Below are 16,248 nucleotides of genomic sequence, written 5' to 3' on the forward strand. Positions count from 1 at the left end.
TATGGAAATAGCGGGATTTGATATAACTACTCTTGAGGGAATAGGGGAATTACTGGTTTGGGTTGTCCACCATTTTGGCTATCTGGGGATTTTTGTCGCCTCTTTTTTAGAAAGTACATTTATTCCCATACCAAGCGAGGTAACGATGATACCAGCCGGTGTTCTTGTCCAGCAAGGACATATGAATTTCTGGTTGGTTATTATTTCCTCTACTCTTGGCGCGCTTGGCGGTTCTCTATTTAATTATTATTTGGCTTATCATTTTGGGCGTAAGTTTTTTTACGCTTATGGGAAATATTTTTTCTTCACTCATGAGAAAATTGATAAACTTGATAAATTTTTTGCAAGTCACGGAGATGTATCTACCTTTACCGGTAGGCTTATACCGGGTCTTCGGCATTTTATTGCTTTTCCCGCTGGTCTTGCTCATATGGACTTGAAAAAATTCTGCTTTTATACGGCGCTTGGTAGTTGTATATGGATGACTACTCTTACGGTTGTTGGTTATCTTATCGGTGATAATAAGGCTCTCTTGAAACGTTATATGCCGTATATCGTGGGATTTTTTGTTGTATCAACGATATCTGGTCTTGGATTTTATATGTGGCGTAAATATAGGAAAAATAAATGCTCAAAAAAAGAGGTTGGCAGTGAGACTATATAAAACAGCGAAGGCTTTTTTACTTGTAGAGCTTGCTAGGGGCTTCATTCTTACTTTGCGCTATATGTTCAAGAAGCCCGTTACTATTAATTATCCATATGAAAAAGGACCTCTAAGTCCTCGATTTCGTGGCGAGCATGCTTTACGGCGTTATCCTAATGGTGAGGAACGCTGTATCGCCTGTAAATTATGTGAGGCGATTTGTCCAGCGCAGGCTATTACTATCGAGGCGCGCGAGCGTGAGGATGGTTCACGTCGTACCACCCGTTATGACATAGACATGACCAAGTGTATATATTGTGGTTTTTGTCAGGAAGCTTGTCCGGTAGACGCTATTGTTGAAACTCCTAATTTTGAGTTCGCCACTGAAACTCACGAAGAGTTATTTTATGATAAGGAAAAATTACTTGCCAATGGTGAGCGTTGGGAGCTAGTAATAGCAGCGAATATGGTAGCGGACTCGGAGTATAGGTAGATGGAACTTGCGTTATTGCTTTTCATATGCTTTGCCTCTGGTGTTATTGTAATGCGTGGAATACGTGGTAAGAATTTGAGTGATGGTAGAGACGGTGATTCTTCTCCTAGCAGTGATAATAGCGCGGGTTATTTTGGTGATAGTTTTAATAACTGTTTTGGAGGTGATTCTGGAGGAGGAGATTGTGGTGGTGATTAATCAAGCAAAGGTGAAAAATGGCTGATATTGTAGCTACAACGATGTTTTATGTTTTTTCGGCGGTTACGTTATTTTCCGCTATAATGGTTATATCAGCCAAAAATCCGGTACATAGCGTTTTATTTCTGATACTCGCTTTTTTTAATACCGCTGGGCTTTTTGTCCTACTAGGAGCGGAGTATATAGCGATGACGCTGGTGATAGTATATGTCGGTGCGGTCGCTGTTTTATTCTTATTTGTAGTAATGATGCTTAATGTAAATTTCTCAGAAATGCGTGAAGGCTTTCTGCGTTATTTGCCGGTTGGTAGTCTAGTTGCCTTGATAATGTTACTTGAATTACTATTGGTATTTTATCATTCACTAGCCGTAGACAGATCAGTTGCCGTTTCCGAAGTTCCTATAGTATCCAGTCAAAATACTAGTAATACCAGCGCTATAGGTATGGTTTTATATACTGATTATGTGTATCCGTTCCAAATGGCAGGTATCATATTGCTTATAGCGATGATCGGCGCGATAGTGCTTACTAAAAGACAACGTACCGGCGTACGCAAACAGAATATAGCTAAGCAGCTCGCAAGGACAAAAGAATCTGGTGTTGAGATTGTTTCGGTAAAATCAGGTGAGGGGATTTCATAGTTTATGGGACATGTGTTTTTCGGCAATATAACTATAATGCATTATCTTATCCTTTCGTCCATATTATTTACCACAGGTGTTTGTGGTATTTTCCTTAATCGTAAGAATATTATAACTATATTAATGTCTATAGAGTTGATTTTGCTTTCAGTGAACATTAACTTTGTGGCGTTCTCAGTAAAGCTCGGTGATTTGGTAGGGCAGATCTTTGCTATGTTCATACTTACGGTTGCCGCCGCTGAAGCAGCGATTGGGCTTGCCATCTTGGTAATTCACTTCCGTAACCGTTCTTCCATAGCGGTAGAAGAAGTAAGCACGATGAAGGGGTAGTGTAAATGATTTCTCTTCTAGTTTTTCTTCCACTTCTTGCCTCTCTTGCCGTTGGTCTTACCGTAAGGGTAATAACTCCACGTCTTTCCCATATAATAACCTGTGGTGGTATGGTGCTTTCAGCTATTTTCGCTGGAATAATCTTTTGTGATTTTGCCTTCGGTAGTGGTGGTGTTTATAAGGCTAATGTTCTGCCATGGATAATGTCTGGTGATTTTATCGCTAACTGGACGCTCAGGGTCGACGCTCTTACCTCTGTTATGTTGTTGGTGGTTACGTGGGTTTCTACGGTGGTACATATTTATTCAGTTGGCTATATGAGTCATGATGAGCATCAGCCGCGTTTCATGGCTTACCTATCGCTATTTACCTTTTTCATGTTGATGTTAGTTACTTCCGACAATCTTGTTCAGTTATTTCTTGGCTGGGAAGGAGTTGGACTTTGCTCATATCTGCTAATTGGTTTTTGGTTTAAGAAGCAATCCGCCTGTAACGCGGCGATGAAAGCTTTTATAGTTAACCGTGTAGGCGACTTTGGTTTCGCTCTTGGAATATTCGCTGTGTTTGTTTTATTTGGCAGTGTTCAATTTGACGAGATTTTTGCTGCCGCTTCATCACATTCAGCAGATAGTTTTTCTTTTCTTGGTTATCAGTTTCACGCTCTTACTCTAATAAGTATTTTACTATTCATTGGCGCTATGGGTAAGTCAGCTCAGCTCGGTCTACATACTTGGTTGCCGGACGCTATGGAAGGACCAACACCAGTTTCCGCGCTTATCCACGCGGCGACTATGGTTACCGCTGGTGTATTCATGGTAGTGCGTTGCTCGCCACTTTTTGAACAATCTCCTCAGGCTCTTGAGATTGTTTGTATAGTTGGTGCTTGCACTGCCTTTTTCGCGGCAACCATTGGTCTGGTTCAAAATGATATTAAACGAGTTATCGCCTACTCTACTTGCTCGCAGCTTGGTTATATGTTTTTTGCTTGCGGTGTTGGTGCGTATTCGGCGGCGATGTTCCATCTCATGACCCACGCTTTTTTCAAGGCTTTGTTATTTCTTGGTGCTGGCTCGGTTATACATGGTTTTTCTGATGAGCAGGATATGCGTAATATGGGTGGTATTTGGAAAAAAATGCCGATAACTTATACCTATATGTGGATTGGCTCACTAGCTCTTGCCGGAATCCCACTTTTCGCCGGATATTACTCTAAGGACATAATATTAGAAGCAGCTTATGCCAGTGAAAGTGGAAAATTCGCTTTTTGGATGGGTGTAGCCGCCGCTTTCATGACCGCTTTTTATTCATGGCGGTTATTATTTATGACCTTTCATGGCAAATGTCGTGCTTCCAAAGAAGTGTTTCGTAATGTTCATGAGTCTTCGGCGATTATGTTAAGACCGCTGCTACTTCTCGCTATTGGCGCTGTTCTTTCTGGTTGGCTTGGTTATCACGTTATTGGTATGGTATCAGCTGAGGGAAAATTTTGGGGAGACACTATAGCCTCACACCTTGCTATAGAGCACGCTCACCACGTTCCAATGTGGGTCGCTGTTCTTCCGCTTTTAGTCGCGGTATCAGGTATCGCTCTTGCATGGCTGTTCTACATAGTATTCCCTCATATGCCGGCGCTAATGGCAAGAAAATTTCCTTTGATCTATCGCTTCTTACTGAATAAATGGTATTTTGACGAGCTATATGATTTCTTATTCGTAAAACCGACAAAGAAGCTAGGAAGTTATTTGTGGAGAGTATGGGATGAGAAAATTATAGACGGTCTTGGTCCAAATGGAGCGGCTTTATTCTCGCATTTAATGTCGGGTAGAGTGAGTCGTCTGCAAAGTGGTTTTGTCTATCATTATTCGTTTGTAATGCTGCTTGGATTTTTATTTATTATTAGCTGGGTACTGTTTGGTAACGGTTTTAATTTCTGGTAGATGTAGGTTCTATTGTTAGGTTATATAGGTTTTAGAAATGGTTTTTTACGGAAATTCTGGAATATTGTGTAGGGTGAGGAGCGGTAATATATAATGCTTACTACTCTCATATTAATGCCACTTGTTGGCGCGCTGGTTATAATGCTTTCTTCTTTCTTCAATGGTGGTGAAGAGCAGAAGGCAGGTGAGGCTCGTTATATAGCGTTATTTACCACCATAGTTACTTTTTTATACTCCATTCTTTTATGGACGAGTTTTGATAGTAGTACCGCTGATTTCCAATTTGTGGAGAAAGCTGATTGGTTCAGAGATTTAGGGATAAGTTGTCATCTGGGGATTGACGGTATTTCCTTGTTTATGGTGCTTCTTACCACTTTGCTTACTCCATTTTGTATTTTATGTAGTTGGAATTCGGTGAGCAGCCGTGTCCGTGCTTTCATGGTCAATTTCTTATTGTTAGAAGCGTTTGTTATCGGGGTTTTCAGCGTTCTTGATACTGTAATGTTTTATATTTTCTTTGAGGGAATGTTAATCCCGATGTATCTTATAATTGGGATATGGGGAGGTAACCGCCGTATTTACGCTTCTTATAAATTTTTCTTATATACGCTTGCTGGCTCGGTGTTATTTCTAGTCGCTATTATATATATGTATATGAGCTTTGGTACTACCGACATACCGACCCTTATGGAAAAATCACCATCACTTGCTCTTGATGTTCAGAAATATCTGTGGCTTGCGATGTTCGCTTCTTTTGCGGTAAAAGTTCCAATGTGGCCAGTGCATACTTGGTTGCCAGACGCGCACGTACAAGCGCCAACCGCTGGTTCGGTTATTCTTGCCGGTATATTGCTGAAGATGGGAGCTTATGGTTTTTTAAGATTTTCGTTGCCAATGTTGCCAGCCGCTTCGCATTATTTTGCGCCGTTTATTTTTACTCTTAGTATTATTGCTGTTATTTACGCCTCATTGGTAGCTCTTGTTCAGAGTGACATGAAGAAGCTAATAGCTTATTCTTCAATTGCTCATATGGGGTTTGTCACTATCGGTATTTTTACCTTTAACGTTCAGGGAGTAGAGGGTGCTATAATTCAAATGATAAGTCATGGTCTAGTTTCCGGTGCTTTATTCCTTTGTGTTGGTGTGGTTTATGACCGTTTGCATACCAGAGAAATAAACAGATATGGCGGTCTTGCCACTATTATGCCTAAATACGCCTTGTTTTTTATGTTCTTTACTATGGCTTCGGTCGGTCTTCCCACCACTTCCGGTTTTGTTGGTGAGTTTCTTGTATTGCTAGGAGCGTTTAAGACCAGTACCTATGTTGCGTTTGGCGCGGCGACTGGCGTTGTCTTAGGCGCGACTTACGCTCTGTGGTTATATAAACGGGTTGTGTTTACTGAGATAGTTCATGAGGACGTAAAACAGATGAAAGACTTGTTCGCTCGTGAGGTGTTTGTATTTGTTCCATTAGTACTGATAGTGTTGTGGATTGGCTTATATCCGAAGCCTTATTTGAAGGTGATAGAACCATCGGTGGGCAAGTTAGTAAATCAGCTAGACAAATCTACCGACGCGGATACTAATAAAGATAAGAACGTAGGAAAAGATAAATGATATATGAAATGGCAAAATTAGGTATAGAAGCTATAAAGCCAGAATTGTTCCTGCTTTTCTCTGCTGTTTTTTTATTATTATACGGATTATATCGCAAGCGTACGATCCATGATGTTTTTGTCTCATTATCTTTGATGGTACTGGTACTTACCGGTTACATGGCATTATGTTCTAATGTGACAAGTGGAACTTTTATTAATGGTATGTTTACTCATAACGGATTTACCCAGTTTTCTAAGGCGCTGGTGCTTCTTGCCGGTGGTCTTTCCTTGATGCTCTCATCAGATTTCTTAAAGGAAGATGGCGGTAGACCATTTGAGTTTGTTATATTAATATTACTTTCTCTACTTGGCATGATGCTTATGGTATCAGCCGCTAATTTGTTGGCGTTATATATGGCTCTTGAGATGTCCAGCCTGTCTTTATATGTGCTTGCCTCATTCCTGCGTGATGATGACCGGTCAAGTGAGGCTGGTCTTAAATATTTTATTCTTGGCTCGCTCGCCTCCGGCATGATGTTATTTGGAATTTCCTTAGTTTATGGATTCGCTGGAACAATAAGTTTCTCCGCTCTTGCCGAATTATTCGCGTCCCAGCAGGGTATTACTCCAGCAATTATAGTTGGTCTTATTTTGCTTATTGTTGGGTTTTGCTTTAAGCTTTCGGCGGTTCCTTTCCATATGTGGACACCAGATGTATACGAAGGAGCGCCAACACCAGTTACTGCTTTTTTCGCTACAGCTCCTAAGATAGCTGCTTTTATTTTATTTATACGTTTGCTTTTTGAACCGTTCGCTTCTTCTGTGGATAGCTGGCGGCAGGTGATTATTTTCATTTCCATATCGTCTATGCTGGTCGGTGCGTTTGGTGGTATCGCTCAAAATAATATAAAGCGCATGCTTGCCTATAGCTCTATCGGTCATGTTGGGTTTATGTTCATGGCGATTGCCGCCGGTGGGCAGGATGGAGTTCAGTCAGTCCTTATATATCTTTGTATATATGTGTTTATGAGTATCGGCATGTTTGCCGGTGTTATGCTCATGAAGCGTGGAGGTAAGGCACTGGAAAATATTTCCGACTTAGGTGGTCTTGCGCAAACCAGTCCGACTCTTGCCATCGCTATATCCATATTTATTTTTTCTATGGCTGGTATCCCACCACTAGCTGGCTTTTTTGGTAAGTGGTACGTTATACTAGCGGCGGTTAAGGGAGGTCTTTCTTATCTGGCGATTATAGGGGTAATAACAAGCGTTATTTCCTGTTACTATTATCTGAGAATTGTAAAAATCATGTATTTTGACAAAGCTGAGGATTCTTTTGATAAAAGTAGAGACTTCCTTCTTAAATTGGCCATTCTTATTAGTAGCATGTTCATACTTCTATTCTTCCTTATGCCAACAAAGTTGATAGTTGTAACGGAGAGCGCGGCAGTCGCTTTACTAAAATAATGATAAGTATTCGTAAGAAAAAAATAATTTCTAACCTGCTTGACGATTATCATCTATTGTCCTTTGATTCTTTAGACTCAACTAACGAAGAAGCAAAAAGAATGGCGCGCTCTGGGGGGAGTCATGGCGCGGTTATCTGGGCAAAAAGCCAAGATGGTGGCAAAGGAAGAATGGGGCGTAGTTGGGTTTCTGATGATGGTAATCTTTTCGTATCTATATTACTACGACCGCAGAAAGATATAAAAGAGCTATCCCAGCTTTCATTTGTAGCATCGGTCGCTATTTGTGACGCTATATCTCCGATGCTTGCTGGTGATAACATTTTGCAAACCAAATGGCCTAATGACATATTGCTAAATGGTAAAAAACTTGGCGGTATATTATTGGAATCATTCATGACTGAAGGAAACTCTAAGAACTGGGTGGTTGTGGGGCTTGGAGTAAATATTGATAGTTATCCAAGTAAGACTGATTTTCCAGCGACTTGTCTTAAGGATGCCGGTGTTGAGCTAGTATCGGCGAAAATAATATTATCACGTTTTATCCATCATTTTATTGAGCGCTATGATGAGTGGGAAAGCAAGGGGTTTACCTCTATTCGTGCCTCTTGGCTTAAAAATGTCTGGAATCTTAAAAAAAATATGGTTGCCTGCCTTCCCAACGAGCAACTTGAGGGAGTATTTGATGGGGTTGATAAAGACGGTAGCCTTATTATGGTTCTAGGTGGTGGAAAAAAACGTTCCATACTCGCGGCGGATATATATGCTTCTTGTAATTGATGTTGGTAATACAAATGTTGTATTTGCCGTTTTTGACGGTGATATAATCATAGGACAGTGGCGTATTTCAACCAACGATCGTCGTACAGCTGATGAATATGGTGTATGGATAACGCAGGTTTTAGAACATTCCGGCATTGATATTAAAAGCCTCAGTGGGGCGGTTGCCGCCTCAGTAGTTCCTCAAGTGTTATTTGATCTACGCAAACTTACCAAAAATTACTTTAACACCGAACTTATGGTAATAGGCGATCCTCGCCTTAATCTTAAAACAGGAGTAGGAGTAAAAGTTGATAATCCACTAGAAGTTGGCGCGGACAGGTTAGTCAACGCTTTTTCCGCTTGGTCAGTTTATAAAAAGCCTCTTATTGTGGTTGATTTTGGAACGGCGACCACCTTTGATATAGTTGATAAAAATGGTGATTACATAGGAGGTGTGATAGCAACCGGCGTTAATCTGTCAGTTGACGCTTTGCATAAGGCTGCGGCAAAACTACCTAATGTCGCGATCGCAAGACCAGAAAAAGTTGTTGGCACTAACACTATATCAGCTATGCAGTCTGGTATATATTACGGTTACGCTGGCATGGTGGATGGCATTGTCGGTCGTATAAAAGACGAACTACAGCAGCCAATGTTTACAATAGCAACCGGTGGTCTTGCTTCTTTATATGACAAGGCTTGTTCTTCTATAGAATGCGTTGATCCAGATCTTACCATTAATGGTTTAAGGAAACTATACGAACTTAATAATAAGATATAAGAAATATAATAATCTAATAATATAAATAGCGAGAATAAATATGGTGTTTGATTTTAAGAAACATAGCGATGAATTACTATTTGTGCCTCTTGGTGGTTCTAATGAAATAGGCATGAATCTCAATCTTTACACGATAGATGGTAAATGGCTGATGGTTGATTGTGGTATCGGTTTTGCCGGTGATTATTTGCCGGGTGTTGATATTGTTGTACCAGATATTTCGTTTATCGCTGAGCATAAGGATAATTTACTTGGTCTGGTAATTACTCATGCTCATGAGGATCATTTAGGAGCGGTACCATATCTTTGGCGGGAGCTGGAGTGTCCTATCTATACGACTAAATTTACCGCTGCTTTTCTTAAAAACAAAATTTCTGAAATGGGCGAAGGTAAAAAGCCAAAAATTACAGAGATAGAATGTGGTGGTTCTATAGATTTGGATCCGTTTAAGATAGAATTTATTGAACTAACTCATTCCATAGCCGAAATGCAGGCTCTTGCTATTACCACAAAAAAAGGAGTGGTATTACATACAGGAGATTGGAAATTTGATGATAAACCAATGATCGGTTCAATCTCAGATACTCAAGCACTAAAAAAATATGGTGATAGCAAAGTGCTAGCGATGGTCTGTGATTCCACTAATGTTTATGAAGATGGGTATTCTGGTTCAGAAGGTGATGTTCGTGAGCATTTAGTATCGCTGATAAAACAATGTAAGAATAGAGTGGTGGTATCAACCTTCGCCTCTAACATAGCGCGGCTTACTACCTTGATTCACGCTGCTGAGGAAACTGGCAGGTTGGTGGCTCTTGCCGGTCGTTCATTATACCGGATAGTGGATGCTGCCAAGCACGCTGGTTATATCAGGGAGGATATGGAGTTCGTAAATGAGCGTGATGTAATGGGGTTGCCACGTGGCGATGTCTTGCTTATATGCACCGGATGTCAGGGAGAGCCACGCGCGGCTCTCACCCGTATCGCTAGGGGCGACCACCAGTCAATAAGGCTACAACCGGAAGACACAGTTATTTTTTCATCACGTAAAATTCCAGGAAATGAAACCAAGATAAATACTATTTGTAATAGATTAGTAAGCAAGAGAATTGAGGTCATTACCGATCATCATAAACATGATATTCATGTATCTGGTCATCCAGCGCGTGGTGAGTTAGAGAATATGTATAAATTGGTACGTCCAACAATAGCTGTTCCCACACATGGCGAACCAAGACATTTGCATGAGCATGCTAAATTAGCTAGGAAGCTAGGAGTTAAAGAAACAGTAGAAGCCCATAATGGAGCGGTAATCTGGTTGGAAGAAGGAGAAGCTAGTATTATCGGTGAGGTGCAATCAGGATATATGGCGGTGGATGGCTCATCTCTTATCTCCACAGACAGTGATGTTATCCGTACAAGACGTAAGCTTCGTGATGATGGCGCGGTGTTTATCAGTGTGGTGCTTGACGACAATATGGAGTTAATAGAGCTTTATATGAGTTTTCCTGGTGTCCTTGACGCAAAAGAAGACGATGAGTTAATAGAGGAATATAACGCTGAACTAAGTGATGTTATAAGCGGTATAAAAGCAAAAGCCAGCGATGAGAAAATAATAGAGACAATACGAACCTTTATCCGCCGTAGAATAAAGAGGGATATTGATAAAAAGCCAGTTATAGAAATAGCTTTAAGCAGGATATAGGAGTAAAAGTAAGGCTCCACAATTTCCATTTTGTGGAGCCTTCTAAATCTTAACTAAAATAATCTTTAAGATTATCAACTAAATCTGTCTTTTCCCATGAGAAGCCACCATCAGCTTCTGGTGTGCGACCAAAATGACCATAAGCGGCGGTACGGGCATAGATAGGACGGTTAAGCTGAAGGTGATTTCTTATGCCACGTGGTGAAAGATCAACTAAATCTTGCAACACTCTTTCCAGTTTTGCCTCATCAATTTCACCAGTACCGCCGGTGCTTACATAAAATGATAGTGGTTTTGACACGCCAATAGCATAGGAAATCTGGATAGTACAGCGATCAGCAAGTTTCGCCGCTACAACATTTTTAGCAAGGTAACGAGCCATATAAGCCGCGCTACGGTCTACTTTAGTTGGATCTTTTCCAGAAAACGCGCCTCCACCATGCGGAGCCGCCCCACCATAAGTATCAACAATTATTTTACGTCCGGTAAGACCACAATCGCCATCAGGACCACCGATTATGAACTGACCAGTAGGATTGACATAAAATTCTTTATCATCACACATCCAGCCATCTGGCAGGGCGGCGATAACTTGTGGACGCACAATCTCTATAACGTCTTTTTGTGACATACCCTCAGCATGTTGTGTGGAAACAACTATAGAAGTTGTTTTTACTGGTTTTCCATTTTCATAAAGTAAAGAAACCTGACTTTTCGCATCAGGACCTAAACCCTTTACCTTACCACTATGACGAACTTCCGCCAGATTCTGTAAAATACGATGGGAAAAATTTATAGGAGCTGGCATTAAACTTTCAGTTTCATTACAAGCGAATCCAAACATAATACCTTGATCACCAGCACCTTCATCTTTATTTTCAGCGGAGTCAACACCAGCGGCAATATCTACAGACTGGTTATGAAGATGCACATAAACATCCATGTTGTCAGCGTGGAATCCGTCTTGCAGATAACCAATCTCACGTACTTTATCACGAGCGATTTTCTCAATAGCCGCTTTGGTAAGGCTTTCCGCTCCTCTTGTCTCACCAGCGATTACTATAGTGTTAGTGGTAGCTAAAGTTTCACAAGCCACTCTTGCCTCTGGATTGATTGTAAGCATAGCGTCAAGCACAGCGTCAGAAATTTGATCACATACCTTATCAGGGTGACCTTCCGCTACCGATTCACTGGTGAAAATATAACTACTTCTATTGGAGAACTGACCAGACATAAATATCCCTTCAACTATGTAAACTAATAATGAGGGATTTGAGAAACATCGCTTACATTATAACGATAGCTTAGTCCATTTTTTTTATGGCTAATAACAAGCCAAACAAGGTGGAGGCAAGCCAACCCAAATCCCCACCAGAAATATATATTCGCTACAATAATCTGTATGCGATATATGTCAAGCCCTGAGCTGCGATAAAATTAATCTTCTAATATAGTCTTGTTATCCGCTATAGCGCGCAGTAAGTCAGCAAGACGCTTGCGTATAACTGGTTCTTTTATACGTTTGAATGATTTCATTACCTCAAGAGATTCCCTATCAGACGCTATATTATTATATTCAAATTTTGTTTTCTCTGATTCAGAAAGAGATGCTACTTTATTCTTTCCTTTACCACTATCATTGCTAGAGATCTCTGCCTCAACACCATCAAAAAAATAGGCGACGGGAACATTCATAAAGCGAGAAAATTCAAACAATCGCATCGCGTTCATGGCATTGCTACCTTTTTCATATTTTTGCACTTGCTGAAATGTCACGCCAATAGCTTTAGCGACAGACTCTTGACTTAAACCCATTATAGTACGGCGTTGTTTAAGTTTTCTTCCTACGTAACTATCTATATCTTGTTTTAACATCTTACTTTACCGGATAAAAAATAATAAAAATAACCAAAAGCAGTACATAACTAGACAAAAAGTAATTTGTTTGCAAGTTAAAAAGTTAATATTTAATTAATTTTCTAAAAAAACTTCCTAAAACGACGCATGCTATGATGCATAATGATACAGTTAAGTTATTTATACGACTATAGATTGAAAAATATACTGTATTATATGATTCTGATGTATTAATATTTATATCAACAATTCCCTTATCTGACAAACCGATCTGTTTTTGTACTATACCATACCGATTTACGTAGGCGGTAATGCCAGTATTAGCTACCCTTACCATTGGCACTCCATGTTCCACCGCGCGCATTCTAGCCATCTGAAAATGCTGATAGGGGCCGGTACTATTACCAAACCAAGCGTCATTAGTGATATTAAGTAGCCATTTAGGGCGGTTTGTAATATCAACCGCAGCGTCGGGGAAAATACTCTCGTAACATATAAGAGGGCTGAATTCTGGGAGTTTATCTAATTTTATAGTTCGTACTCCACTTCCTTTAGAAAAATCTTTATCACCCACCGGTAATTTCCACGATTTCGGTATTAGAGAGCGAAATGGTAAAAATTCCCCAAAAGGTACCAAAATATGTTTATCATAAATATCTATTATGCTGCCTTTATTGTTCAGTATTATTAGGCTGTTATAGAAATTAAAGTCATCTCCACTCTGTTCTATCCTAAGACCACCAGCCATGAGTTTTGTGTGTTGCGGTAGATATTTTCCTATATAGCGCGCTAGACCACTATCAGATCTTATAGGGAAGGGTATAGATGTCTCTGACCATATAACATAATCAATATTTTCTATTCCCTTGCTTAAAGTAAGTTTTATATGTTCATCCAGATGCTGTTTCTGTAGATCTTTGTTCCATTTATGGTGTTGTTGTATGTTAGCTTGTACCAGCCTGATAGCTGTATTTGTTTCTACCGCTTTTGATTCTACGGTGGTATGATCTATTCTTAAATACCCCCATATAGTAAGGCAAAAAAACATACCCCATATAATGGCGGCTGGGAGTTTTACATTTTTTATGATAGCAGCAGTGACTGCAAGCAGTAATGTAAAAAAAGTAAGACCATATATTCCAAAAATGGATGCCGCTTGCATAGACGCGTCACTAAATGCAAAGCTATATCCGGCAAGATTCCAAGGGAATCCCGAAAATAAATGACCTCTTGCGTATTCAAGTAATAACCAGATAAGAGAAAACCCAAAACAATCAACAACAGGTACTATTTTATAGTTGTTTCTATATTCCTGATTTTTAATAAATAGATGAAAAAATAATAAACACGCTATAGCTGGGTATAAGGCTATGATCGCGTTAAGACCAAAAATAGTCGGTGGTATCGCCCAAGCGAATTTTTCAGGATCGGTAAGAAGAGCAATACAAAACCAGTATAGACCGCTTATGTAAAATCCCCATCCCCACCACCAGCCATCGGCAAAAGCTCTTTTACCTTTTTTTGAGTTCCTTATAAGTAAAAATAGACCGCCATAAGCAGGTATTATAAGAGGAAAAATATAAAATGGCGCTAGAGTCAGAGTAGCGCATACTCCTAACAAGAAAAGAAGAACGTTACGCCGCCATCCAGAAAGATTTATTATAGAGGTCATGCCTCATCATTTTCTTTGCTAGGAGATATTTTTATACGAACTTTTTTAATCCTGCGCGGATCCGCGTCCATAATATCAAAATCAATTCCTGATTCATGGTTTATAGTCTCTCCTTTTACTGGAACCCTTCCCAGATTAAAGAAAATAAGACCTCCTAGAGTATCAAATTCATCTTCATGTTCTTTGACGGTAAGGTCAATGCCAAGCTCTTTTTCCAGCTTCTCTATTCTTATACGTGAATTAACTTCAAAAATATTATCGGCTATTTTTATAAGCCTATCTTCTTGTTCTTCATCCTCATCATGTTCGTCTTGAATATCGCCCACTATTTCCTCAAACAAGTCTTCCATAGTGACCAGCCCGTCAGTTCCACCATATTCATCAACCACTATTACCATATGGCTGCCTTCTTGCCGCATTTTTACCAGCAGATCTATTATTTTCATTGAAGGCGGAACAAATAGCAGGTTGCGTATAACTTTGCGTAGATCAAATTCCTCTTTTCCACCAACTATCATCAGAAAATCTTTTACATGCAAAAAGCCAAGCATATTATCCATAGTATCTTCATAAACTGGGATACGAGTGTTTTTCTGTTCAATTATATGCTTTTTCAGGTCATCAAATGATATATCAACAGACACTGCGGAAATATCGGTACGTGGGACCATTATATCACTTACTTTAGTCTCTCCAAAACTTAGCACATTATGTAGGATTATCCTTTCTTCAGGTTCCATCCTATCATCGGTCTGTGATTCGTGCTCATCTATTATTTCCTCAAGGGTCTCTTTAAGTGAGGTGTCGTTTTTTATGCCAAACAAGCTTTTAAGCATATTCTTGAAAGAATATGACTGAAAAAATGGCAGGGTACGGGGACTATCAAATTTATTTAATTTTTTATTTTCAACTGCCGCAGATATTCTCTGCGGAGGCTTACTAGAGTCAGGATCATCCATTTCAGACAAAATACCGGAGTTATGTATATTCAAATTGTTCTTCATACTTATGAACTCATTATTACATAATTATCAGATAAATTACAAGTAGGGATTGCTAATATCCAGTTTTTTAAGTATTTTTATTTCCATATTTTCCATTATTTTAGCGTCTTTCTCATTCATATGGTCGTATCCCAGTAAGTGCAGAAAACCATGTACCAGTAGGTGAGCACTATGATTACGAAAGGTTTTTTTCTGCTCTTTCGCTTCTTTTTCTATTGTTTCTAGGGCAAGTATTATATCGCCCAGATTTAAGTTAATATTGGACGATTTTAATGAAAAATCACCATTAGGGAATGAAAGTACGTTGGTTGGTTTGTTTTTGCCTCTATATTGGTGATTGATGTTTCTTATGAATTTATCGTCAACAAACACCACCGCTATCTCAAAATTATCGCCTGTATTATTTTTTTTGTGTAGACCGCTAAAGGCTAATGCTTCGTTAAGTATAAAACCAACAGTCTTGGTATATGGACGCAACCTGCTCTTCCATAAATCATTTGTTATGTGGAAAGAAATATCAAGTTCTGTGCTCATATTTTATCCGCCTAAAAACCTATTTTATAATACAGAGATAAAATCCATTTTTTCATGTAATATCGCTAAAAAAATAGGTTCTTTCTCTGATAAGAAGAAAATATAATGATGTTCACAGCGAACATAGCGAACATATTGTATTTTCGTGGAGTCATAAAAAATTTGCTTATAAAGGCAATCACCAGCTACTATATTGTCAAAGCATCTGAAAATATTCGTGACATAACTATCCGCTTGTTTCTTGCCCCATCTATCAAATGTATAGTTCCAGATTCCTTTTATATCTGTCCTGGCGTCTGACGACAATCTATAACGTCGCATTAAATACCGCGCGCAGAGTATATTTCAGAAAGTATCTCATTTAACGATATATCCAAGAACTCACCTCTTTTAGCGGCTTTAATACGTGGCGCGAGAAACTCTTTTAACCGCTCTAAAGCTTCTATTTCCTCCTTGTTATATGCCTCATCTTGTGTAGGGAGAGTTTTTTCTAGGATATAATCCTTTATGCTCAAGCCACTAATCGCCGCCATAGCTTTGATTTTCTGGTGTTGATGATCTGAAATCTCTATTGAAAGTCTACTCATATACAATACATAATAAAGCTGCCACACGAGCCTAAGTGCAGCT

General features: G+C 39.5%; 17 protein-coding genes. 11 read left to right on the forward strand and 6 right to left on the reverse strand.

Features of this window, described 5'->3' with window-relative positions; translation table 11 throughout:
* The first annotated feature begins 1 nt into the window (after position 1).
* The 11 genes from R3D71_01545 to R3D71_01595 all read left to right on the forward strand — a co-directional run bounded on the left by R3D71_01545 (position 2) and on the right by R3D71_01595 (position 10,551).
* Complete coding sequence (locus R3D71_01545; GenBank protein MEZ5690333.1) at positions 2 to 664, forward strand: DedA family protein; 663 nt, start codon at positions 2 to 4, stop codon at positions 662 to 664.
* Entirely contained in the window at positions 651 to 1,136 is a 486-nt protein-coding gene (gene nuoI / locus R3D71_01550; protein ID MEZ5690334.1) for an NADH-quinone oxidoreductase subunit NuoI, read from the forward strand. Before R3D71_01545 ends, nuoI begins: the two co-directional genes overlap by 14 nt.
* On the forward strand, positions 1,137 to 1,334 hold the full coding sequence (locus R3D71_01555) for a hypothetical protein (GenBank protein ID MEZ5690335.1): 198 nt from the start codon (positions 1,137 to 1,139) through the stop codon (positions 1,332 to 1,334).
* Positions 1,335 to 1,351: 17 nt separating this feature from the next.
* Positions 1,352 to 1,975: an NADH-quinone oxidoreductase subunit J gene (locus R3D71_01560; GenBank protein ID MEZ5690336.1), complete on the forward strand. Its 624-nt coding sequence runs from the start codon at positions 1,352 to 1,354 to the stop codon at positions 1,973 to 1,975.
* Positions 1,976 to 1,978: 3 nt separating this feature from the next.
* The gene (gene nuoK / locus R3D71_01565) at positions 1,979 to 2,305 is read left to right on the forward strand and encodes an NADH-quinone oxidoreductase subunit NuoK (GenBank protein MEZ5690337.1); all 327 of its coding nucleotides are present in this window, start codon (positions 1,979 to 1,981) and stop codon (positions 2,303 to 2,305) included.
* 5 nt (positions 2,306 to 2,310) lie between these two features.
* Complete coding sequence (gene nuoL, locus R3D71_01570; protein MEZ5690338.1) at positions 2,311 to 4,242, forward strand: NADH-quinone oxidoreductase subunit L; 1,932 nt, start codon at positions 2,311 to 2,313, stop codon at positions 4,240 to 4,242.
* 93 nt (positions 4,243 to 4,335) lie between these two features.
* Positions 4,336 to 5,859 (forward strand): NADH-quinone oxidoreductase subunit M, encoded by a 1,524-nt coding sequence (locus R3D71_01575; GenBank protein ID MEZ5690339.1) that lies wholly within the window; start codon positions 4,336 to 4,338, stop codon positions 5,857 to 5,859.
* Positions 5,856 to 7,307 carry an NADH-quinone oxidoreductase subunit NuoN gene (gene nuoN, locus R3D71_01580; protein ID MEZ5690340.1) on the forward strand — a complete coding sequence of 484 codons (1,452 nt, stop codon included), beginning with the start codon at positions 5,856 to 5,858 and terminating at the stop codon, positions 7,305 to 7,307. The genes R3D71_01575 and nuoN overlap by 4 nt, the downstream gene beginning before the upstream one ends.
* The gene (locus R3D71_01585) at positions 7,307 to 8,086 is read left to right on the forward strand and encodes a biotin--[acetyl-CoA-carboxylase] ligase (GenBank protein MEZ5690341.1); all 780 of its coding nucleotides are present in this window, start codon (positions 7,307 to 7,309) and stop codon (positions 8,084 to 8,086) included. Before nuoN ends, R3D71_01585 begins: the two co-directional genes overlap by 1 nt.
* Entirely contained in the window at positions 8,070 to 8,849 is a 780-nt protein-coding gene (locus R3D71_01590; GenBank protein ID MEZ5690342.1) for a type III pantothenate kinase, read from the forward strand. The genes R3D71_01585 and R3D71_01590 overlap by 17 nt, the downstream gene beginning before the upstream one ends.
* 40 nt (positions 8,850 to 8,889) lie before the next feature.
* Entirely contained in the window at positions 8,890 to 10,551 is a 1,662-nt protein-coding gene (locus R3D71_01595) for a ribonuclease J (protein MEZ5690343.1), read from the forward strand.
* Between the two features lie 49 nt (positions 10,552 to 10,600).
* On the opposite strand, the gene metK is transcribed toward R3D71_01595, so the two are convergent.
* From metK to R3D71_01625, 6 genes are all read right to left on the reverse strand, one after another.
* On the reverse strand, positions 10,601 to 11,785 hold the full coding sequence (metK, locus tag R3D71_01600; GenBank protein ID MEZ5690344.1) for a methionine adenosyltransferase: 1,185 nt from the start codon (positions 11,783 to 11,785) through the stop codon (positions 10,601 to 10,603).
* A 203-nt stretch (positions 11,786 to 11,988) separates the two neighbouring features.
* Complete coding sequence (locus R3D71_01605) at positions 11,989 to 12,426, reverse strand: helix-turn-helix transcriptional regulator (GenBank protein ID MEZ5690345.1); 438 nt, start codon at positions 12,424 to 12,426, stop codon at positions 11,989 to 11,991.
* A gap of 85 nt (positions 12,427 to 12,511) precedes the next feature.
* Entirely contained in the window at positions 12,512 to 14,080 is a 1,569-nt protein-coding gene (gene lnt, locus R3D71_01610) for an apolipoprotein N-acyltransferase (GenBank protein ID MEZ5690346.1), read from the reverse strand.
* Positions 14,077 to 15,084, reverse strand: coding sequence for a hemolysin family protein (locus R3D71_01615; GenBank protein MEZ5690347.1), 1,008 nt, complete (start codon positions 15,082 to 15,084; stop codon positions 14,077 to 14,079). The genes lnt and R3D71_01615 overlap by 4 nt, the downstream gene beginning before the upstream one ends.
* A gap of 36 nt (positions 15,085 to 15,120) precedes the next feature.
* Complete coding sequence (ybeY, locus tag R3D71_01620) at positions 15,121 to 15,618, reverse strand: rRNA maturation RNase YbeY (GenBank protein ID MEZ5690348.1); 498 nt, start codon at positions 15,616 to 15,618, stop codon at positions 15,121 to 15,123.
* A gap of 320 nt (positions 15,619 to 15,938) precedes the next feature.
* Complete coding sequence (locus R3D71_01625; protein MEZ5690349.1) at positions 15,939 to 16,205, reverse strand: antitoxin; 267 nt, start codon at positions 16,203 to 16,205, stop codon at positions 15,939 to 15,941.
* Positions 16,206 to 16,248 lie beyond the last annotated feature (43 nt).

This window comes from Rickettsiales bacterium (genome assembly GCA_041396965.1).
In the GTDB taxonomy this organism is placed as follows: domain Bacteria; phylum Pseudomonadota; class Alphaproteobacteria; order Rickettsiales; family SXRF01; genus SXRF01.

Excerpts from the sequence above, each read along its gene's own strand:
- metK (MEZ5690344.1), bottom strand. The coding sequence starts at position 11,785 with ATGTCTGGTCAGTTCTCCAATAGAAGTAGTTATATTTTCACCAGTGAA.
- R3D71_01625 (MEZ5690349.1), bottom strand. The coding sequence starts at position 16,205 with ATGAGTAGACTTTCAATAGAGATTTCAGATCATCAACACCAGAAAATC.
- R3D71_01585 (MEZ5690341.1), top strand. The coding sequence starts at position 7,307 with ATGATAAGTATTCGTAAGAAAAAAATAATTTCTAACCTGCTTGACGAT.
- nuoK (MEZ5690337.1), top strand. The coding sequence starts at position 1,979 with ATGGGACATGTGTTTTTCGGCAATATAACTATAATGCATTATCTTATC.
- nuoL (MEZ5690338.1), top strand. The coding sequence starts at position 2,311 with ATGATTTCTCTTCTAGTTTTTCTTCCACTTCTTGCCTCTCTTGCCGTT.
- R3D71_01605 (MEZ5690345.1), bottom strand. The coding sequence starts at position 12,426 with ATGTTAAAACAAGATATAGATAGTTACGTAGGAAGAAAACTTAAACAA.
- R3D71_01595 (MEZ5690343.1), top strand. The coding sequence starts at position 8,890 with ATGGTGTTTGATTTTAAGAAACATAGCGATGAATTACTATTTGTGCCT.
- R3D71_01545 (MEZ5690333.1), top strand. The coding sequence starts at position 2 with ATGGAAATAGCGGGATTTGATATAACTACTCTTGAGGGAATAGGGGAA.
- lnt (MEZ5690346.1), bottom strand. The coding sequence starts at position 14,080 with ATGACCTCTATAATAAATCTTTCTGGATGGCGGCGTAACGTTCTTCTT.
- R3D71_01615 (MEZ5690347.1), bottom strand. The coding sequence starts at position 15,084 with ATGAAGAACAATTTGAATATACATAACTCCGGTATTTTGTCTGAAATG.
- ybeY (MEZ5690348.1), bottom strand. The coding sequence starts at position 15,618 with ATGAGCACAGAACTTGATATTTCTTTCCACATAACAAATGATTTATGG.
- R3D71_01590 (MEZ5690342.1), top strand. The coding sequence starts at position 8,070 with ATGCTTCTTGTAATTGATGTTGGTAATACAAATGTTGTATTTGCCGTT.
- R3D71_01560 (MEZ5690336.1), top strand. The coding sequence starts at position 1,352 with ATGGCTGATATTGTAGCTACAACGATGTTTTATGTTTTTTCGGCGGTT.
- nuoN (MEZ5690340.1), top strand. The coding sequence starts at position 5,856 with ATGATATATGAAATGGCAAAATTAGGTATAGAAGCTATAAAGCCAGAA.
- R3D71_01555 (MEZ5690335.1), top strand. The coding sequence starts at position 1,137 with ATGGAACTTGCGTTATTGCTTTTCATATGCTTTGCCTCTGGTGTTATT.
- R3D71_01575 (MEZ5690339.1), top strand. The coding sequence starts at position 4,336 with ATGCTTACTACTCTCATATTAATGCCACTTGTTGGCGCGCTGGTTATA.